The sequence below is a fragment of the Streptomyces sp. NPDC031049 genome (assembly GCF_055571015.1).
Genome location: NZ_JBVIGC010000011.1, coordinates 25334 through 45312, shown reverse-complemented (window position 1 = coordinate 45312; position 19979 = coordinate 25334). Strand labels below are relative to the sequence as shown.

The 19979-nt window shown below is 73.4% G+C and carries 16 protein-coding genes; 6 read left to right on the top strand and 10 right to left on the bottom strand.

From position 1 onward, the window contains the following. Nucleotides 1–36: 36 nt before the first annotated feature. Entirely contained in the window at nucleotides 37–501 is a 465-nt protein-coding gene (locus tag ACZ45Q_RS19550; RefSeq protein WP_468262638.1) for a MarR family winged helix-turn-helix transcriptional regulator, read from the bottom strand. A gap of 108 nt (nucleotides 502–609) precedes the next feature. Between ACZ45Q_RS19550 and ACZ45Q_RS19545 the strand changes: the two genes are divergently transcribed. Next, nucleotides 610–2412, top strand: coding sequence for an ABC transporter ATP-binding protein (locus tag ACZ45Q_RS19545; protein WP_468262635.1), 1803 nt, complete (start codon nucleotides 610–612; stop codon nucleotides 2410–2412). 43 nt (nucleotides 2413–2455) lie between these two features. Further along, a complete protein-coding gene (mltG, locus tag ACZ45Q_RS19540) occupies nucleotides 2456–3319 on the top strand; it encodes an endolytic transglycosylase MltG (RefSeq protein WP_468262632.1) in 864 nt (287 codons plus the stop codon). 12 nt (nucleotides 3320–3331) lie between these two features. Here mltG and ACZ45Q_RS19535 read toward each other — a convergent pair whose 3' ends face one another. Next, nucleotides 3332–4417, bottom strand: coding sequence for an NAD(P)-binding domain-containing protein (locus ACZ45Q_RS19535; protein ID WP_468262629.1), 1086 nt, complete (start codon nucleotides 4415–4417; stop codon nucleotides 3332–3334). Between the two features lie 203 nt (nucleotides 4418–4620). On the opposite strand from ACZ45Q_RS19535, the gene ACZ45Q_RS19530 reads away from it, so the two are divergent. Together ACZ45Q_RS19530 and ACZ45Q_RS19525 are read left to right on the top strand one after the other, a co-directional pair. Next, entirely contained in the window at nucleotides 4621–5043 is a 423-nt protein-coding gene (locus tag ACZ45Q_RS19530) for a secondary thiamine-phosphate synthase enzyme YjbQ (RefSeq protein ID WP_468262627.1), read from the top strand. Nucleotides 5044–5162: 119 nt separating this feature from the next. Next, nucleotides 5163–6596 carry a WGR domain-containing protein gene (locus ACZ45Q_RS19525; protein ID WP_468262624.1) on the top strand — a complete coding sequence of 478 codons (1434 nt, stop codon included), beginning with the start codon at nucleotides 5163–5165 and terminating at the stop codon, nucleotides 6594–6596. A gap of 19 nt (nucleotides 6597–6615) precedes the next feature. Here the strand turns inward: ACZ45Q_RS19525 and ACZ45Q_RS19520 are convergent, their stop codons facing one another. From ACZ45Q_RS19520 to ACZ45Q_RS19505, 4 genes are all read right to left on the bottom strand, one after another. Further along, on the bottom strand, nucleotides 6616–7038 hold the full coding sequence (locus ACZ45Q_RS19520; RefSeq protein ID WP_468262621.1) for a DUF350 domain-containing protein: 423 nt from the start codon (nucleotides 7036–7038) through the stop codon (nucleotides 6616–6618). A 252-nt stretch (nucleotides 7039–7290) separates the two neighbouring features. Beyond that, on the bottom strand, nucleotides 7291–8808 hold the full coding sequence (locus tag ACZ45Q_RS19515) for a tripartite tricarboxylate transporter permease (RefSeq protein WP_468262619.1): 1518 nt from the start codon (nucleotides 8806–8808) through the stop codon (nucleotides 7291–7293). 1 nt (nucleotide 8809) lies between these two features. After that, nucleotides 8810–9346: a tripartite tricarboxylate transporter TctB family protein gene (locus tag ACZ45Q_RS19510; RefSeq protein WP_468262616.1), complete on the bottom strand. Its 537-nt coding sequence runs from the start codon at nucleotides 9344–9346 to the stop codon at nucleotides 8810–8812. After that, on the bottom strand, nucleotides 9343–10326 hold the full coding sequence (locus ACZ45Q_RS19505; protein ID WP_468263238.1) for a Bug family tripartite tricarboxylate transporter substrate binding protein: 984 nt from the start codon (nucleotides 10324–10326) through the stop codon (nucleotides 9343–9345). Before ACZ45Q_RS19505 ends, ACZ45Q_RS19510 begins: the two co-directional genes overlap by 4 nt. 268 nt (nucleotides 10327–10594) lie before the next feature. On the opposite strand from ACZ45Q_RS19505, the gene ACZ45Q_RS19500 reads away from it, so the two are divergent. Together ACZ45Q_RS19500 and ACZ45Q_RS19495 are read left to right on the top strand one after the other, a co-directional pair. Continuing rightward, nucleotides 10595–12349: a sensor histidine kinase gene (locus ACZ45Q_RS19500; protein ID WP_468262613.1), complete on the top strand. Its 1755-nt coding sequence runs from the start codon at nucleotides 10595–10597 to the stop codon at nucleotides 12347–12349. Continuing rightward, nucleotides 12346–13266: a response regulator gene (locus ACZ45Q_RS19495; RefSeq protein WP_468262610.1), complete on the top strand. Its 921-nt coding sequence runs from the start codon at nucleotides 12346–12348 to the stop codon at nucleotides 13264–13266. Before ACZ45Q_RS19500 ends, ACZ45Q_RS19495 begins: the two co-directional genes overlap by 4 nt. A 58-nt stretch (nucleotides 13267–13324) precedes the next feature. On the opposite strand, the gene ACZ45Q_RS19490 is transcribed toward ACZ45Q_RS19495, so the two are convergent. The 4 genes from ACZ45Q_RS19490 to ACZ45Q_RS19475 all read right to left on the bottom strand — a co-directional run bounded on the left by ACZ45Q_RS19490 (nucleotide 13325) and on the right by ACZ45Q_RS19475 (nucleotide 19934). After that, complete coding sequence (locus ACZ45Q_RS19490; protein WP_468262607.1) at nucleotides 13325–16237, bottom strand: ATP-binding protein; 2913 nt, start codon at nucleotides 16235–16237, stop codon at nucleotides 13325–13327. Nucleotides 16238–16510: 273 nt separating this feature from the next. Then, a complete protein-coding gene (locus ACZ45Q_RS19485; protein WP_468262603.1) occupies nucleotides 16511–17587 on the bottom strand; it encodes a (-)-alpha-amorphene synthase in 1077 nt (358 codons plus the stop codon). Nucleotides 17588–17660: 73 nt separating this feature from the next. Next, nucleotides 17661–19100 (bottom strand): cytochrome P450, encoded by a 1440-nt coding sequence (locus ACZ45Q_RS19480; RefSeq protein WP_468262600.1) that lies wholly within the window; start codon nucleotides 19098–19100, stop codon nucleotides 17661–17663. 252 nt (nucleotides 19101–19352) lie between these two features. Further along, nucleotides 19353–19934, bottom strand: a complete 582-nt coding sequence (locus tag ACZ45Q_RS19475; protein ID WP_468262597.1) for a TetR/AcrR family transcriptional regulator — start codon at nucleotides 19932–19934, stop codon at nucleotides 19353–19355. Nucleotides 19935–19979: the final 45 nt, after the last annotated feature.

The window sequence follows — 19979 nt, the reverse complement described above, 5'->3', positions numbered from 1 at the left end:
CGCCGCACGCTCAGACCGCAGCAGACCCCGGCCGCACTAGGCCCCGGCAGCCCCGCCGTGCTCGGCCCCGTCCGTGTCGACCAGTGTGTCCAGCAGCCCGCCCAGCAGGCCCCGCTGTTCGTCCGTCAGCGGGGCGAGGATCTCCTCCGCCGCCGACCGCCGCGCGGCGTGCAGCTCCCGCAGGGCCGCCAGCCCGTCGTCGGTCAGCTCGATGCGGATCACCCGCCGGTTGGCCGGGTCCGGCACCCTGCGCACCTTGCCCGCCGTCTCCAGGGCGTCGACCAGGGTCGTCACCGCACGCGGCACGACCTCCAGGCGCGCGGCGAGGTCGGCCATGCGCGGCGGGGAGCCGTAGTGGGCGAGCGTGCGCAGCAGCCGGGACTGGGCGGGGGTGACCCCCAGGCCGCGCCGCTCCAGGTGGCGCTTCTGGATGCGGTGCACACGGCGGGTGAGCCGGAGCAACTGCTCGGCGAGCAGGCCGTCGTGGTCGGAGGCGGTCATGCGGGAACAATATCAGGACGCCGTTCATTGTGAGTATAGGTAACAATGAGCTACGATCCGATGTCGATGCCCGTCCCTCCATCGACATGTCGACCCCCGTAGGAGCCCATGCACCCCGATCACGAACCCGCCTGGAGCCCGCCCGACGGCGGGAAGGAGCAGCCCCGGCAGGTGCGCCGCATCCTGAGGCTGTTCCGCCCCTACCGCGGCAGACTCGCCGTCGTCGGACTGCTGGTCGGCGCCTCGTCGCTGGTGTCGGTCGCCACGCCGTTCCTGCTCAAGGAGATCCTCGACGTCGCCATCCCCGAGGGGCGCACCGGCCTGCTCAGCCTGCTCGCCCTCGGCATGATCCTCGGCGCCGTCCTCACCAGCGTCTTCGGCGTTCTCCAGACGCTGATCTCCACGACGGTCGGCCAGCGGGTCATGCACGACCTGCGCACCGCCGTCTACGGCCGCCTGCAACGCATGTCGCTCGCCTTCTTCACCCGCACCCGCACCGGCGAGGTCCAGTCCCGCATCGCCAACGACATCGGCGGCATGCAGGCCACCGTCACCTCCACCGCGACCTCCCTGGTCTCCAACCTCACCAGCGTCGTCGCCACGATCGTCGCGATGCTCGCCCTCGACTGGCGGCTGACCGTCGTCACACTCCTGCTGCTGCCGGTCTTCGTCTGGATCAGCCGCCGCGTCGGCAACGAACGCAAGAAGATCACCACCCGGCGGCAGAAGCAGATGGCCGCGATGGCCGCCACGGTCACCGAGTCGCTGTCCGTCAGCGGCATCCTCCTGGGCCGGACCATGGGCCGCTCCGACTCGCTCACCCGCGCCTTCGCGGACGAGTCGAAGGGCCTGGTCGAGCTGGAGGTGAAGTCCAACATGGCGGGCCGCTGGCGGATGGCCGTCATCACCGTCGTCATGGCCGCCATGCCCGCCGTCATCTACTGGACCGCGGGACTGGCGCTCCGGTTCGGCGGTCCCGGCGTCTCCATCGGCACGATCGTCGCCTTCGTCTCGCTCCAGCAGGGGCTGTTCCGGCCGACCGTCAGCCTGCTGTCCACCGGCGTCCAGATCCAGACGTCGCTCGCGCTGTTCCAGCGCATCTTCGAGTACCTGGACCTGCCGATCGACATCACCGAACGCGAGAACCCCGTCCGCCTCGACCGCGTCAAGGGCGAGGTGCGCTTCGAGAACGTCGAATTCCGCTACGACGGCAAGGGCGGTGCCGTCCTGGAGGGCATCGACATCACCGTCCCCGCGGGCGGCAGCCTCGCCGTCGTCGGGCCGACCGGCGCCGGCAAGTCCACCCTCGGTCATCTCGTGCCCCGGCTCTACGACGTGACGGACGGCCGGGTCACCCTCGACGGGGTGGACGTACGGGACCTGGACTTCGACACCCTGGCGCGCGCGGTGGGCGTCGTCTCCCAGGAGACGTACCTCTTCCACGCCTCCGTCGCCGACAACCTGCGCTTCGCCAAGCCCGACGCCACCGACGAGGAACTGGTCGAGGCGGCGAAGGCGGCCCAGATCCACGACCACATCGCCTCCCTCCCCGACGGCTACGACACGGTCGTCGGCGAACGCGGCCACCGCTTCTCGGGTGGCGAGAAGCAGCGCCTGGCCATCGCGCGCACCATCCTGCGCGACCCGCCCGTCCTGATCCTCGACGAGGCCACCAGCGCGCTGGACACCCGTACCGAGGCCGCCGTACAGCGGGCCGTCGACGCCCTGTCCGCCGACCGCACCACACTCACCATCGCGCACCGCCTGTCCACCGTCCGGGGCGCCGACCAGATCGTGGTCCTCGACTCCGGGCGTGTGGTCGAGCGCGGCACGCACGAGGAACTGCTGGAGCGGGACGGACGCTACGCCGCACTGGTCAGGCGCGACGCCCGACTGGAGCCGACAAAATGACGATATGCCAGGTTTGTGGCGTTGCGCGGGTTACCGTGCCCGCATGCAGACGAACACTCCGCCACGGAGCACGAGGAGCACGATTCGACTGACGCGTCGGGGCCGCATCGCCCTGATCGCGACCGGAGCCGTCGTGGCCGGCACCGCCGTGGCGGTGCCGCTGCTGACCATGGGCGAGGAGGAGGACTCCCGTCCGACCTCGCTGGTGATTCCCGAGGGCTGGCGCGCGAGCCAGGTCTACCAGGCCGTCGACAAGGCGCTCGAACTACCGCCGGGCACCACCAAGAAGTCCCTCGCCAAAGCGCGTCTGAAGCTGCCGAACGACGCGGAGGGCAACCCCGAGGGCTACCTCTTCCCGGCGACGTACCCCCTGGAGGAGAAGGGGAAGCGGGCCACGCCGGAGCACCTGCTGTCGGCCATGGTCGACAAGGCCAACGCCAAGTTCCACGGGGCCCCGATCGCGGCCGGCGCACAGCGCAACGCCATGAACGTCTACCAGGCCGTCACGATCGCCAGCATCATCCAGGCCGAGGCCGCCACCGAGGCCGACATGGGCAAGGTGGCCCGAGTGATCTTCAACCGGCTGGAACGCGGCATGCCGTTGCAGATGGACTCCACCATCAACTACGCGCTGAACCGCTCGACCCTGACGACGACCGTCAAGGACACGAAGATCGACAGCCCCTACAACTCGTACCAGCGCATGGGCCTGCCGCCCACGCCGATCGACAACCCCGGCGAGGCGGCGATGCGGGCCGCCGTCAACCCGACGCCGGGGGACTGGCTGTACTTCGTGACGGTCAAGCCGGGCGACACCCGCTTCACCGCCGACTACAAGGAACACCAGCGCAACGTCGCCGAGTTCAACGAGCTCCAGCGCAAGGCCTCGCCGAAGGCCGCCGGCTGATCCCGCGGGGCATCACGCGGCGGCCGGTTCCTCCTCGGCCAGCAGCCGCCTGATGTCCCGCACGGCCGCGCGCCCCGCCCGGTTCGCGCCGATGGTGCTGGCGGAGGGGCCGTACCCCACGAGGTGGATCCGGGGGTCGGCGACCGCGCGCGTGCCGTCGAGGCGGATGCCGCCGCCCGGCTCGCGCAGGCGCAGCGGCGCCAGGTGGTCCACGGCGGGCCGGAAGCCGGTCGCCCACAGGATGACGTCGGCGGCCACCCGCCGCCCGTCCGGCCACCCGACGCCGTCGGGTGTGATCCGGTCGAACATGGGCTGCCGGTCCAGAACACCGGAGTCGATGCCCGCCCGGATCGCGTCGTTGAGCGGCAGCCCCGTCACGGACACCACGCTCCTCGGCGGCAGTCCCCGCCGCACCCGCTCCTCCACGAGGGCCACGGCCGCCCGGCCCGCTTCCTCGTCGAAGGGGCCTTCGCGGAACACGGGCGGGCGCCGCGTCACCCACGTGGTGGCAGCGGCGTAGGGGGCGATCTCCAGCAGGTGCTGGGTGCCCGAGGCGCCCCCGCCGACCACGATCACCCGTTCGCCGGCGAACTCCTCGGGGCCGGCGTACTGCGCCGTGTGCAGCTGGCGGCCACGGAAGGTCTCCTGACCCGGATAGCGGGGCCAGAACGGCCGGTCCCAGGTGCCGGTCGCGTTGATCAGCGCGCGGGTGGACCAGGTACCGGCGGAGGTCTCGACCAGCAGCCGCCCGCCACCCGCCTCGCGCACCGCACGGACATCGACGGGCCGCCGTACCCGCAGGTCGAAGGCGTTCTCGTACGCGGCGAAGTAGGCGGAGACGACATCCGACGACGGCCGGGCCGGGTCGGCGCCGGTCAGCTCCATGCCCGGCAGGGCGTGCATCCCGTGCACCTTCCCGTACGTCAGCGAGGGCCAGCGGAACTGCCAGGCGCCGCCCGGTCCGGGCGAGTGGTCGAGCACCACGAAGTCGCGCCCGGGCTCGAACCCGGCGCGCCGCAGGTGGTAGGCGCTCGACAGCCCCGCCTGCCCCGCGCCCACGACGACGACCTCGACCTCGACCTCGCGCGTGTTGTTCACGCTTCTACCAACAGCGGACCGGGGGCGGATCTTCCCACGGCCCGGACCGGCGCTCCCGCGCCTGTCGGCCCTCCCACGGCCCTCGGTCATGCCGTGCCCGTCGGTCGTGCCGTGCCCGCCGGTCATGCCACGCACCCCTCGGCCATGCCGCGCCCGTCGGCCCTCCCGTGCCGGGGCGCTCCCCGTGCGTCAGGATGGGAACCATGTCAGATGCCTTCACCACCCGGGTCCTGAACCTCACCACCGGCTCCACGGAGAGGGTCGTCGACATCACCGGCGACTGCGAATCCTTCCTGCGCGAGGCCGCGGCCGGCCGCGACGGGCTCCTCAACGTCTTCGTCCCGCACGCCACCGCGGGCATCGCGGTCATCGAGACGGGCGCCGGCAGCGACGACGACCTGCTGTCCGCCCTGCACAGCCTGCTCCCGGCCGACGACCGCTGGCAGCACCGCCACGGCAGCCCCGGCCACGGACGCGACCACGTCCTGCCCGCCTTGGTCCCCCCGCACGCCACCCTGCCCGTGGTCGGCGGCCGGCTGGAGCTGGGGACCTGGCAGTCGGTGTGCCTGGTGGACACCAACGTCGACAACCCCGACCGCACGGTCCGCCTCTCCTTCCTCGGCTAGCGGACCCGCCCCGGCGGGCCGTCACCGTCGCGGACCGGCTGTCAGTGGTGCCCCCTACTGTTCATGGCAGTGGAACCCGCGGAACACGCCGCGGGCCCGGCCTGGGGGAGAGGTCTGCGATGTCCAAGACGTATCTGGAGCTGTCACAGGACGGCGGAGGTGCGCACAAGTTCTACGAAGTCACCGTCGAGGGACAGGTCGTGTCCATCCGCTACGGGCGCATCGGCGCCACCGGGCAGACCCAGACGTCCACGTTCCCGACCGCCGAGAAGGCGCAGGCCGCCGCCGCGAAGAAGATCGGCGAGAAGGTGCGCAAGGGATACGCCCCCGCCGTTCCGGGACAGCGCGCGCCCCGCGCCGTCACCCGGCGTCAGGTGACCTCGGCACCCTCCACCGCCCGCGCGGTCGCGCCGGTGCTGTGGCGGTTCCGCACCGGCTCCGCGGCCTTCGGCATCCACATCGACGACGAGCGCTGCTGGGTGGGCAACCAGTCGGGCGACGTCTACACCCTGGCGCACGGCGGCGAGGTCCTCGCCCGCTACCAGCTGCCGGACGGCGTCAAGTGCCTGGTCGCCGACGACTTCTGGATCTACGCCGGCTGCGACGACGGCCGGGTGTACGACCTGTCGTCCAAACTCCCCTTCGCCGCCTACGACATCGCCGCCGACGTCGACATCTTCTGGCTCGACATCCACGAGGGCGTGCTGAACGTCGCGGACCGCGCCGGACGGCTCACCGTCATCGACCACGAGGACGAGCACCAGTGGTCCCGCGGCGGACGCGGGGAGCACGCCTGGATGGTGCGCGCCGACGACCGCGCCGTGTACCACGGCCACTCGCGCGGCGTCACGGCCCATGCACCCGACGGCGGCACCGAGTTGTGGCACACCCCCACCCAGGGCGGCGTCCTCTTCGGCTGGCAGGAGGACGACGCGGTGTACGCGGGCACCGCCCACCAGGTCGTCCACCGGCTCTCCAAGGCCACCGGCGCCCTGGAGGCCACGTACCGCTGCGACAGCGCGGTGTACTCGTGCGCCACCTCGCCCGGCGGCCGCTACGTCTTCGCCGGTGACGCCGCCTCCTCGGTGTACTGCTTCGACCGGGACGGCACCCGGCTGTGGAAGCTCGGCACGGGCGGCGGTTCCGCGCTGTCCATGCAGTACCGCGACGAGCGGCTCTACCTGGTCACCACCGACGGTTCGCTGGTGTGCGTGGACGCGAGCGAGGCCGCGGTCACGGCCGCCCAGCAGGGCTCGGTGCCGGTCGCCCGGGACGTCAAACTGGCCGCCACCCTGCCGACCTACGCGCCCGCCACCGCCGTCGCCGCCGTGGCGACCGTCGCCGCCCCGCCCGCGGGGTCGGTGGTCGTCGAGTGCGTACGGGAAGGCAGCCGGACCCGCGTCCACGTGGTGAGCGAAGGCTACGACCCCTCGTGGAACGTCCAGTTCCCGCGGGCGATACGCGAACCGGGCGCGCGCTATGTCGTCGACGCCCTCCACCCCGCGTCGGGGGGCTTCTACCGGGTGCGCGGCGACATCCGGCGGCTCCAGTAGTGCACGGAGACGCCTCGGGTCAGGCGATCGAGGCGCACATCACCGCGGACACCGCGAGGTTGCAGGACGCCGTCACCCACACCGCGGGGTGCGGCTCCTGCTCGACCAGCGTCGCTCCCAGCCGACCCGGCGTGATCAGGTCCAGCACCAGGAACGCCACGGCCATCATCACCAGGCCCAGCAGCCCGAACACGGCGGTGGACACCAGTCCCTTGCCGAAGTCGTCGTACGTCGTCCAGATGGAGGTGAACACGATGCCGCCGATGCCGAGCAGCGCGGAGCTGAGCACCACGGCGGCGTTGCGGTTGCGCTCCTCCCAGATCTGCCGGCCGAGCTTTCCGGGCAACAGGATGTCGACCAGGACGATGCCGAGGACCAGCAGAACCAGGCCGAGGGCGCCGTACGCGGTGGTTCTGCCGAGTCCGTTGACGATGTCGCTCATGGGTTAGCCGGCTCCGTGTCGTTGGGGGAGATCGTGGTGATCGTGGTCAAGGCGCTGCAAAATGTAGCGCACGTGTTCGGCCAACTGACCGGCGGAGCCGGGCGAAAAGCGAAGGGCACGGGGACGAAAGAGACGGGGGCAAGGAGCACGGGGGCAAGGGGGACGGGGGCGAGGGGGACGGGGGCGAGGGGGACGGGATCAGCCGCCCCCCTCGGACGCCGGTGGCGATCGGTCCGCCGCCGCCCGTCGTGGTCAGGCCGCCGTCTTGGACTCCGCACGGTCCGTGCCACGCCCGCGGACCACGAGGCGCCTCAGCAGCGGCCACGCCAGCAGCACCACGATCACCCCGTACACCGTCACGGAGAACGGCGTGTTGACCAGACCCGTGACGCTGCCGTCGCTGATCTGAAGCGCCCGCCGCAACTGCTGCTCGGCGGCCGGGCCGAGGATGACACCGATGACCGCGGGCAGCACCGGCAGCCCGTAGCGCCGCATGCCGAACCCCACCAGACCGATGACCAGCAGCGTCACCAGGTCGATGACCTCACCGCCGACCGCGTAGGCGCCGACCGCCGCGAAGAACAGGATCCCGGCGTACAGGTAGGGCCGCGGAATCCGCAGCAGCCTGGCCCACAGCGGGGCCAGCGGCAGGTTCAGCGCCAGCAGCAGCACCATGCCGACGAACAAGGAGGCGATCAGACCCCACACCAGCTCCGGCTCACGCTCGAAGAGGAGCGGACCCGGCTGGATGCCGTACTGCTGGAACGCCGCCAGCATCACGGCGGCGACCGCCGTCGTCGGCAGGCCCAGGGTCAGCATGGACACCAGCGTTCCCGCCGCCGAGGCCGACGCCGCCGACTCCGGTCCGGCCACGCCCTCGATGGCGCCCTTGCCCCACTCGTCCTTGTGCTTCGACAGGCGCTTCTCGGTGACGTACGACAGGAAGGTGGGGATCTCCGCGCCGCCCGCCGGGATCGCACCGAACGGGAAACCGATGAACGGCCCGCGCAGCCACGACTTCCACGTCCGCCGCACATCGCCGCGGCCGAGCCACGGACGGCCCACCGGGATCGGGTCACCGGGCCGCCGCCGCAGATGGGCCGCCACCCACAGCGCCTCGCCGATCGCGAACAGGCCGACCGCGACGATCACCACGTCGATGCCGTCGGCCAGTTGCAGCGAGCCGAAGGTCAGCCGCTGCTGCCCCGTCATCTGGTCCAGGCCCACCAGCCCGATGGTGAGGCCGATCAGCAGGGAGGCCATCCCTCTGATCCGCGACGAGCCCAGCACGGAGGTCACCGCGATGAACGCCAGCACCATGATGGCGAAGTAGTCCGGAGCGCCGATGTCCACCGCCAGCTGCGCGACCGTCGGGGCGAGCGCCACCAGCAGGATGGTGCCGACCATGCCGCCCGCGAAGTGACCGATGGCGGCGGCCGCCAGCGCCTGGGCGCCGCGCCCCGCCTTGGCCATCGGGTTGCCTTCCATCGCGGCGACCACGGCGGCGCTCTCGCCGGGGGTGTTCAGCAGGATCGAGGTCGTCGACCCACCGAACATGGCGCCGTAGTAGATGCCGGCGAACATGATGAACGCGGCGATCGGGTCCAGCCCGTACGTGACCGGCAGCAGCAGCGCCACCGCCATCGCGGGCCCGATGCCGGGCAGGACGCCGATCGCCGTGCCCAGCAGCACACCGAGGGCGGCCCACAGCAGGTTCAACGGGCTCAGCGCCGTCCCGAAGCCGTTCAGCAGGGAGTCGAGGGCGTTCATCTCACAGCACTCCCATCAGGGGACCGCCGGGCAGCGGCACGCCCAGCAGGTGGTCGAAGACGGCATAGGTGATCAGGGACAGCACCGCGGCGATCAGCGGATCGCGGTCGGCCCGGCGGCTGCCGAGCGCGAAGGCGGCACCCCAGAACAACAGCGCTCCCGCGACGGGGAAACCGAGCGGCTCGATCAGCACGGCGGCACCCAGGAAGACCCCCGTGAGCAGCAGGACCGTGCGCCAGTCCGCGGGCTCGGACAGGTCGACGTCCTCACCGCCCTCGGCCTCGCCCCGGCCGCCGCGCAGCACGTCCACCGCGAGCAGGGCGGCGACGATCAGCAGGCCGACGCCGACGGCGATCGGCACCGTGCGGGGGCCGACGGGACCGCGCTGGGTGATGTCCACGTCCATGGTGAGGGCGTCGGTCAGCACCAGGACGCCGAGCGCCAGCAGCAGGACGCACACGCCCAGTTCGGAGTGGTCGCGCAACCACGAGCGCTTCTCGGGCGCCTCGCCGGCGGGAAGGTCGGTGTGTGCGGTCACAGGCCCAGCTCCTTCAGCACCGACACCACGCGCTTGTCCTGCGCGTCCAGGAACGCCCCGAACTCCTCGCCGGCGAGGAAGGCGTCGTCCCAGCCGTTCTTCTCCATCGACGCCCGCCACTCGGGCGAGTCGTGCAGCTTCTCGATCAGCCGGGTCAGCTTGTCGCGTTCGGCGTCGGACAGACCGGGCGGGGCGACGATGCCGCGCCAGTTGGTGAAGTTCACGTCGTAGCCGGACTCCATGAGCGTGGGCGCGTCCAGCTCCTCGACCCGCTCCGGACCGGTCACCGCCAGCACCCGCAGCTCACCAGCCTTGATCTGGTCGAGGTACTCGCCGACGCCGGAGACACCGAAGGCGACCTTGTTGCCGAGGATCGAGGCGAGCAGCTCGCCACCGCCGTCGAAGGGGATGTAGTTGACCTGCTTCGGCTTGATTCCCGCGGCCTGCGCCATCAGCATCGGCGCGAGATGGTCGGGGCCGCCGGGCGACGAACCACCGCCCACCGGCAGCTTGCCCGGGGCCTTCTTCCAAGCGGAGACCAGCTCCTCGATGGTCCGGTACGGGGAGTCCTTGGCGACCACGACGACGTCCTGCTCCTCGGTGAGCCGGGCGATCGGGGTGGTGTCGGCGAGCGTCTTGGGCGCGTGGTTGGAGCGGACGGCGCCCACCACGCCGAGGCCCATGGACATCGCGAGCCTGCCGTTGCCGTGCTCGCTGACCAGGCGGCTGAGGCCGACGGTGCCGCCGGCGCCGGGCAGGTTGAACACCTCGATGTTGTGGGTGAGGCCGGCGTCCTCGGCGTTCTTCGCGGCCGTGCGGGCCGTGATGTCGTAGCCGCCGCCGGGGGTGTTGGGGACCATGAAGCGCAGGCCCGGGATCTGCGTGCCCGTGTCGGTGGCGCTGCCGGTCTTCAGCAGCGGCGGTCCGACCAGCACGAGAAGGGCGGCCCCTAGCAGGGCGAGGGGGGTGCGCAGGCGCACGAATGTCACCACCTGTCGTTGCGTCGATCGGTACGGGATGCCCTGTGGGGGTGAGGGGCGTGAGGTGGGCCACATGGTGCCCGCGCGCCGACGGCGTGTCTTCCTTGCGGAACCAACGGAGGTTGTGGTCATTGCGGTCACCGCCCCGCCGTGACCCTGCGCACTCCACCTGCCCGCGTCTCTTCACTTCGCCGCAGGTCGGCGCCATGATGGCGACCCGGTACAGCGGCGCGTCGGCCGCCGGCCCGCCGTACAGATTGAGTCAGCCGTGGTTTCCGTCTTCCGTCGCCAGACCCTCGCCGGGGAGATGCTGGTCCTCCAGCTCGCCATCGTCGTGGTCGTGCTGCTCGCGGTCGCCGCGGTCTCCCTCGCGCAGGCGAAGGCCACCTTCAACCGTGTCGAGGGCCGCCGGGTCACCGCCCTGGCCGAGCAGCTCGCCGCCACGCCCCTGGTGCGCAGCCAGCTCCAGCGTCCGGTCCCGGGGCAGGCCCTCGCCCCGCTGGTCAACGCCACCCAGACCCAGTCGGGCGTCACCACGGTGGCGATCGCCGACGCCGACGGCCGCATCGTCAGCTCCACCGACCCCACGGCGATCGGCCGCCGGCTTCCGCGGGCGGAGGGTGCCGCCGCCGGCCGCGGCTGGTCCGGGCCGCTCACCCTGGACGGCCGCCGGGAGCTGGTGGCACGGGTGCCCGTGCTCGGTGCCACCCGGGCCAACCTCGGCCGGCACCTGGGCACGGTGGTGGTCGGCGAGGCCGACCCGACGGTGTGGCAGCGCCTGAGCGGCGCCTCCTCCTACCTCCTGGCCTACCTCGGCATCGCCAGCGGACTCGGGGTCGCGGGTTCCTGGCTGCTGGCCCGGCGCGTGAAACGGCAGACCCTGGGCCTGGAGCCACGCGAGATCGCCGGGCTCGCCGAGCACCGCGAGGCCATGCTCTACGGCATCGCCGAGGGGGTGGTCGCCCTCGACCCGCAGCACCGGATCACCCTCGTCAACGAGATGGGCCGGCGTCTGCTCGACCTGCCCGAGGACTGCGTCGGCCAGAGCCTGGACGGCCTCGGCATCGAGGGACGCCTGCGCGACGTCCTCGCCGGCACGGGAGCCGGTGCCGGCGCGGGCACGGCAGCGGCCACCGACGCAGGAGCCGGTACCGGTACCGGTCCGGGCACCGACGCCGCCCCCGGGCCGGGTGCCGCACCCCCCGTGCGACCCGAGGCGGGCGGCCGGCGCGACGAGGTCGTCGTCCGGCACGGCCGGGTCCTGGTGATGAACCGGATGACCGTCACCAAGGACGGCCGGCCGCTCGGGTCGGTCACCACGCTGCGCGACCGCACCGAACTGGCCCGCCTGGAACGGGAGATCGGCTCCTTCCGCAGCACCACCGAGCTGCTGCGGGCCCAGGCCCACGAGTTCGCCAACCAGCTGCACACCATCTCCGGGCTCATCCAGATCGGCGAGCAGGACGAGGTCGTGCGCTACATCCGCGCACTGAGCCGGCGCCGCCAGTCGCTGGACGTCACCCTCAGCCGCCGGGTGCGGGACACCGCCGTCGCCGCGCTGCTCACGGCGAAGTCCTCGCTCGCCGCCGAGCGCCGGGTCGACCTGCGCGTCTCCAACCGCACGGCGCTGGACCGGCTCGCCCCGGAGGACGCCGCCGACGTGGCGACCGTGGTCGGCAACCTCGTCGACAACGCCGTGGAGGCCGCCGCGCCGCGAGACGGCGAGGACGAGGCGTGGGTCGAGGTCGAGCTGCGGCAGGACGCCTCCAGCGTCGAGATCGTCGTCCGCGACTCCGGGCCCGGCGTGGCGCCGGAACTCGCCCGCGAGGTCTTCGCGCACGGCTTCACCACCAAGGCCGCCCGGGAGGGCGAGCGCGGCATCGGTCTGGCGCTCACCCGGCTGGTCTGCGAACGTCACGGCGGTGAGATATCGGTGACCAACACCCCCGACGGGGCGATGTTCACCGCACGCATGACCGTCAGCCACCTCGCCGACGCGGTGGCGGAAGGAGCGAGAGGATGAGCGGCAAGCGCGACACGCGCGCGACACCTGGCACGCCCGGCCCCCGCGACCCCCGCGAGGCGCCCGACCCGCGCGAGGCGCCCGGCGTGCGTGAGGCGCCCGGCGTGTCCGGCGGGCGGCGCACGGACCGTGCCCGCGAGACGCGCCGCACACCCGGCATCGCCGGCACGCCCGGGCCGGACGGTCCGATCGGTGTCCTCGTCGTCGACGACGACTTCATGGTGGCCCGCGTGCACCGGGCCTTCGTCGAACGCGTCCACCCCTTCCGGGTCGTCGGCGTCGCCAGCACCGGTGAGCAGGCCGTCGCCGCCGTCGACGAACTCCGCCCCGACCTGGTCCTGCTCGACCTGTATCTGCCGGACGTGTTCGGGCTCGACGTCATACCCCGGCTGCGCACCGCGGGCCACGACTGCGACGTCATGGTCATCAGCGCGGCCCGGGAGGCGGACACCGTCCGCGGTGCCGTGCGGCACGGCGTCGTCGACTACCTCCTCAAACCCTTCGAGTCCGAGGACCTGCGGGCCCGTCTGGAGCGCTACGCGGCCCAGCGCGGACGCCTGCGGGAGGCGGTCGTACGCAGCCAGGCCGACGTGGACCGGGTCCTGGCCAAGGCGGCGGCGCCCACCGCGGCCCCGGAGCTGCCCAAGGGCATGAGCGTGGAGACCGCCGAGCTGATCGAACGCACCCTGCGCGCGGCCGAGGACACCTTGTCCGCCAGCGAGTGCGCCGCCCTGACCGGGGTCTCCCGGGTCAGCGCCCGCCGCTACCTGGAGTACTTCCACACCGCCGGCAGCGCCGAGGTCTCCCTGCGCTACGGAGTCGCCGGCCGCCCCGAGCGCCGCTACCGCCACCGCGACCGGGGGATGTCCGGGACCGCCGGGCAGCCGGTCGGCGGCAGGGCCGGCGCCCCCGGCTGACGCCGCGCGGCGCGCCCGCCCGGCCGGCGCCGGGAGCGCGATAAGCCGTCGCGCCCAGTCAGCGCCGGGAGCGCGAGAAGCCGTCCAGGGCCCTTGCCAGGCCCGCCCGGTCGGTGCCCAGCTTCCGGTAGACCGAGGACAGCAGCTGCCGCACGCCCTGCTCCGTGAGGCGCAGCTCCTTGGCGACCACGGCCACCGGCTCGCCCTGGGCCGTCAGCCGGGCGGCGGTGCGCTCACGCGCGGTCAGCGTCTCCGCCCGCGCGTACCGCAGCGGCAGCGGACGCAGTCCGGCCGCGGACAGCTCCGCGCGTGCCCGCGCGGCCAGACCCTCGGCACCGCAGTGCACGGCCCGTTCCAGCCCCTGGTACAGCCGGTCGGCGGCCTCGGGCACCCGTCCGCCACGCGCCAGCGCGGCACCGTGGCCGACCAGCGCGCGGGCCAGTTCGTACGACGCGGGGGACCGCTCCAGTTCCTCGACCGCCTCCGCGTACCGCTCCAGCGCCGCCGCCCCGCCGGTCGCCTCGGCCTCCGCGTGCAGGGCCTGGCCGATCACGGAGGCGGCACCGAAGTCCCTGGCCCGCGCGACCGCGTCCCCGGCCAGCCGCACCGCCCGCCCGGGATCGGTGGGCGCCACGGCGGACGCCAGGTGGAGCTGCCACGGGCACCACGCGGGGTTGCGCCAGCCCCGCTCGTCGAGCCGCTCACCGACCTCGGCCAGCTGCCGCTCGGCCGCCCGGTGCCGCCCCTCGGCCAGCAGCAGCTCGGCGTGGACCGTGCGGGGGTCGGGGTAGATGACGGCGTTCGGGACGACCTCTCCGTAGCGGTAGGTGTCGGCGAGCCGGCGTGCGGCGGCGGTCCTGCCGCGGGCCAGCAGCGTCTGGACGAGGATGCCCACGGCGAACCACTGGGCGGGCACCGCCCCCTCCACGCGTTCGGCGATGCGCAGCCCCTCCCGGGCCAGTACCTCGGCCTCGGCCAGACAGCCGCGCCGGTAGCGGATGTAGCCGAACAGCGTGTGCCCGAGCGCCAGGTGGGAGCCGCGCCAGCCCTTCGCCTCGCACTCGGCGATGCCCTTGCCGAACAGCTCCTCGGCCCGCCCCGGCTGGTCGGCGTACATGAACACCAGGGCGACCGACACCGGGACCTCGAAGCCACGGTTGTCGTCGGTCCAGCTCAGGCCGCCGCGCAGGGCGTCCTCGGCGTGGGCGAGCGCGATCCGCCGCGGCTCACCGCGCACCAGGGCGTCCCAGGCCCGCAGGCCGAGGATGTAGCGCTCCTCCAGGCCGCGGCCGGGCAGCCGCGCGGCGAGCCGGGCCAGCCGGCGGGAGCGCGCCCGGGAGTCGGGCTCGTCGGTGCGGAAGGCGCTCCACACGAAGTGATCGGCGCGCATGCGCAGCCGGATGCGGGGGTTCGGGCTCCGCCGGGCCTCCTCGCCGGCCACCGACGCCGCCCGGGCCACCTGGTCGGTGTGGGCCAGCGCCTGGGTCAGCCGGTAGACGATGGAGGCACGCAGACCGGGGTCGACGTCCGGTTCCGCGAGGGCCTCTCGGAGGTGGGCGACGGTGGCCGCGGGGTCGATCAGGAAGGTGGCGCCGGCCAGTTCGTGGAGGAGCGCCGCCCGGTCCTCCTCCGGCGGCGGCTCCTGCAGGGCCCGGGACAGCACCCGCCGGGCGGCCTCGGGCGCACCGGCCCGCAGGTACTCGCGGGCGGCCTCCCGCAGGCAGGTGACGGCGGCCGGCCGTCCCTCGCAGGGTACCTCCAGCAGATGGCGGGCGGCGGCGGTGGGGCCGAGTCCGGCGGCCCGGACGGCCTCCGCCGCCGCGTTGTGCAGCCCCACCCGCAGGCTCGCCGGAATGGACCGGTAGACGGTCGTGGCGATCAGCGGGTGCACGAATTCCAGTCCGCCCCCGGGTGCGGGCGGGTCCGCCAGGATGCGGGCGGCGCGCAGCCGTTCGGCCGCCTGAACGGCCTCCTCGCTGCCGACCACAGCGATGGTCGCGGCCAGGTCCGGCGCGACGGACGTGCCGAGCACGGCGGCGGCCCAGGCGAAGCGCACCGTGGACGTGCCGAGCCGGTGCAGCCGGTCCAGCAGTCCCGGTCCCTTGACCGCCGAAGCCAGGCTGCGCATCCTCGGCAGCTCCTGTCGCGTGCCGCGCAGCCGCTCCTCGGCGAGCCGGAGGGCGAGTTCCACCGTCTCGAACGGACTGCCGCCGGTCACCGCCCAGCACTCGGCGCAGAACTCGTCCTCGGCCGCCTCGCCCACCTGCCCCCGGACGATCCGCGCCACGGCGTCGGGGGAGAGCGGGTCCAGGGCCAGCGGGCGGTCGCCCTGCCGAGTGACGAGCGCCCGGAAGGCATCCGCCTCCGGCGGCAGTTCGTCGGGCCGGTAGGCGGTGACGATCAGCAGCGGCAGGTCCTGTGTCCGCGGGGCGAAGGAGGCGAGCCAGCCCAGGGACTCGACGTCGGCCCAGTGCAGGTCGTCCAGCAGCAGGACGACGGGCGCGCGGCGCACCGTCAGCTGCGTCATCACCCAGTCCAGGCCGTCGCGCACCCCGGTCGGGTCCGGCGCCCGGGCGGCGGACGTCGCCTCCAGACCGAGCGCGGTGGCGACGATGTCGTACCAGCTGCCCAGGAACGCCCGGCGGCCCGGTTCGTCCATGGCGGCCAGCGTCGGTTGCAGGAGTTGGCGCACCACGCGGAAGGCCAGTTCCTGTTCGTTCTCCCCGCCGGTGCCGGACAGCACCGTGCAGCCGCGGGCCGTGGCACGGACCCGTGCCTGGGCGAGGAGGGTGGTCTTGCCCAGACCGGCCGATCCGGTGAACGCCAGCAGCCCGCCGCGCCGCGCCCGGGGGACGCCCTCCGCAGGGTCGTCGCACAGGAGGGACAACGCCGTCTCCAGCGCGTCGAGTTCCCGACGGCGCTCCAGCAAGGGCCCATGTCCGGTGCCAGGTTGCCGCAGCCCATTCACCATGTGCCGTACTGCTTCCTGTCGTCGGCCATCGGAGAACAGCGCCGAGCGTACGCCCTGACCCGGGCCGGATGACCGGAATCTGAGACAACAAGGACAAGGACGGGTGAACAAGCCCCGTTTCGGGATTGGGTGCTTCCCGGCGCGGGTAGCCTGCCCGGATCACCCCCGGGACCCGACTGCTGTCGGTCAGCGCGCCGCGGACATCTCCCCGGCCGGTCAGGGTGCTACGGACATCCCCCGGCCGGTCAACGCGCCGCGGACACCCCCGCCCCCTCAGGGCGCCGCGGACACCGTCGCCGTGTCCGCGTACCGAGGCACGGTGCGCGACCAGTAGTAGCAGCCCCGGATCCAGCCCACCATGCCCTCCACATAGCCGGCGCCGGCCGGGCTCAGCTCCGGCTCGATGCTCCGGTGCAGCCGCTGGAACTCGGCGATGGTGGCGTTGATCCGCCCGACCGCCAGTGTCACGGCCTCGGGCAGCGAGCACCGGCGTGCGTGCTGGTAGGCGAGGGCGAGATTGATCAGCCCGCCCGTGCGCTGCTCCTTCACCGCGGAGAACAGGTCCGGTATCCACACCGCGGCGTCGGCCGACAGCCGTGCCAGCCGGCGTACGACGGGGTGGTGCAGTTCCTCGGCGGGCAGTTCCCGGGCCTGCGCCGCCTCGCACAGCGGGTGGAACGGCTCCACGCCCGCGATCAGCGCCCGGATGGAGGTGCGCAGGCCGATCCGCACGGGGGCGGGGCGGCTCTGGGCCACCGCTTCGTACAGCAGCCCGTGCACGTACTCCCGGCTGTGCCAGGCCCAGCGGGCCGCCTGCCCGGGGGTGCACCGCTGCCTGACCCGGCGGTGGAGGTCGGCCAGGGCGGCTCCGAGCGGGGTGGCGGGCGGCTGGTCGTCGCGCAGGACGCCGATGCTCTCGCAGGCCATGGGCAGCAGCCGCTCCGGTCCGTCCCGGCCGAGTTCCTCCGCGCGGTCGTCGAAGACGAACTGGTAGGCGATCTGATCGGCCATCAGCTGGAGCAGCTCGGCGTCCATCGCCGGGCCGTTGTAGGCGGCCAGCTCGGCCGGGCGGGTCCTGACGATCATCTCCGCGACCGCGGGGTTCTCGGTCAGGCCCCACCGTGCCAGCCAGGCGTCGACACCTGCCGCCGCCCGGCGTTCGTGGGGGTTGGTCCGGAACGGGAACGGCATGTGGAGGGTGGCCTCGATCAGCTCCTTGAGGCTCCCGGCGCGGGCGGGAGCAAGGGCTCGGCGCGTCAGGGATTCGCATGCCGGTGCTTCGTACATCGGGGCTTCGTGCGTCGGTGCTTCGTACGTCAGGGCGTCGTACGCCGCGGGTATCTTCGTCACCTGCGCTGTCACCTGCCTGTCGGGGAGTCCGGTACTCGGAGCGTCGTGCGCCGCCGGGCGGCCGGCGGGGCGCTCAGGGCGCCGCGGACGGCTCGCCGCTCGCTCTGCCGTGGGCGCGCCGGTGCCGTGGCTCCGGTACCAGCAGCAGGGACCGGGGGCCCAGTGTCGCCGCGGGACGCGGCCGGCCGACCGGTCCGTCCACCGCGCGCAGCCGCCAGCGGCGGGAGACGCAGGCCACCGCGGTGACGGCCTCGGCCATGGCGAAGGCGTCGCCGATGCACTTGCGGCTGCCGGCCGCGAACGGCACCATCGCGCCACCGCCACCGCCACCGCCACCGCCACCGCCACCGCCACCGCCACCGCCGGCTCCGGCCTGCTGCGGCAACCACCGCTCGGGACGGAACCGTTCGGGTTCCGGGAACGACGCTTGGCGGTGATGCAGCAGGTAGGGGCTGTACAGCACCGTCGCCCCGCGGGGCAGCCGGCGTCCGGCCAGCACCGTCTCCCGCGTGGTGATCCGGGTGAACAGCCAGCCCGGCGGGCGCAGCCGCAGCGCCTCGGTGACGACGCAGCGGGTGTGCACCAGCCGCGTCAGCTCCCGTGGGCCGGGCGTGGGGCGGTCGGCGAGCACCGAGTCGACCTCCTCGTGCAGCGGGCCCTCGGCCTCCGGATGGTCGGCGAGGAGGGCGAAGACCGACGCCAGGCACATCGCGGTGCTCTCGACGCCCGTGAGCAGCAACGTCACGAGCTGGTCGCGGACCTCCCGCTCGGTGGGCGCCCCGGGCCCCGTGGAACGCGCCGCCGTCAGGAGCGTGCCCAGCAGGTCCTCGCGGGGCGGGCCCTGCCGGCGCTCGGCGACGATGGTGTCCACCAGCGCGTGCAGCCGCGCGATCGCGTGCCGCCAGCGGCGGTTCCCCGGCGTCGGCAGCCGGAACAGGGCGTCGACGGGCACGATCGTCCGGATGAACAGGCCCTGGACGACGGTGGCGAGACACGCCCGCACCGCGGCGGCCCGGCGGGCGTCCAGGGAGTCGGAGAAGAGCAACCGGCTGGTCACCCCCGTCGTCAGCGCGAGCATCTCCGCGGTGACGTCGACGCGTCGCCCTGCCCGCCAGCCCCGGCACACCGCCTCGGCCTCCTCGGCCATCACGCCGGTGAACCCGGCGATGCGCGCGGGACGGAACGCCGGCTGGAGCAGTCTGCGCTGCCGCCGGTGGTCGTCCTGGCGGCAGGTGACCAGGCCGTCGCCCATCAGCGTGCGCAGCCGGTCGTACAGCGGACCGCCCTTGTCGAAGGTGCGCGGGTCCTTGAGGATCCGGTGGACCAGCGACGGTTCGCAGGCCACCCAGGCGCGCCGGGGGCCCAGGCGTATCTCGACCAGGTCTCCGTGGGCGGGCAGGGAGAGCAGGAAGTCCAGCGGGTGGCGCAGCAGCGGGAGGGCGTGTCCCGCCAACGGGAGGGTGCCGGGTGCCGTGCCCGACGTCCAGACGGGTTCGGGGAGGGCCTCGCTCATGGATCACCACCTGCTTCGGCCGGCACATGGACAGAACCGGTGACACCGCACCGGCCCGCTCGGGTCATTGTTCTGCCCGGTCAACTCCCCGTCGCCGCGCCGCGTGCCCACTTCACGGGGGCGCACGGGTGCACGCACAGGCGTGCGGACCCCACCGTATGACCGGGCCGTCCCCGGCCGTGCCGTCCGTCCGCCGGGGGCGGTGGCTCACCTCCGCGTGGCTCACATCCGCGTGGCTCAGCGCCCCGTGGCTCACCGCCCGGGCGCTCCCGCGCGCAACCCGTCCATGACGAGGTCCAGCAGCCGTCCGGCCCGCTCCGGCCAGTCACCGCGCGGATCCAGCTGCCAGAGGCCGGCGATGGCCAGGAGGAAGTCGTCCGGGGTCACACCGGGGCGGATGGTGCCCGCCTCCTCGTTGGCGCGCAGCAGCAGTGCGGCGGCGTCCAGCACGGGCGTGTTGGCGGGCCGCCCGGGGCCGCCCGGGGCGGCGACGGCCTGCCGGATGGCCTCGGCGAGCCCGGCCTTGGTCATGGCGAACCGGGCGAGACGGTCCATCCACGCCCGCAGGGCCCGATCCGGTTCCCGCTCGCTGAGCAGCTCGGCGGCGCTGTCGGCGACCTGCTGCATCTCGTGGCGGTAGATCTCCAGGACGAGGGCCTCGCGGTTGGGGAAGTTGCGGTAGAAGGTGCCCTGCCCGACGCACGCCTTCTTCGCGATCGTGCTCAGCGGCACGCTCGCGCAGCGCGTCAGTTCGGCCACGGCCACGGCGAGGATCCGCTCGCGGTTGCGCTGTGCGTCGCTGCGCTGCGGCACGTCTCTCTTCGGCTGCCCCACGCGTCCTCCCGGCGGGTTGTGGCCGAAACAACGGCCTTGCTAACC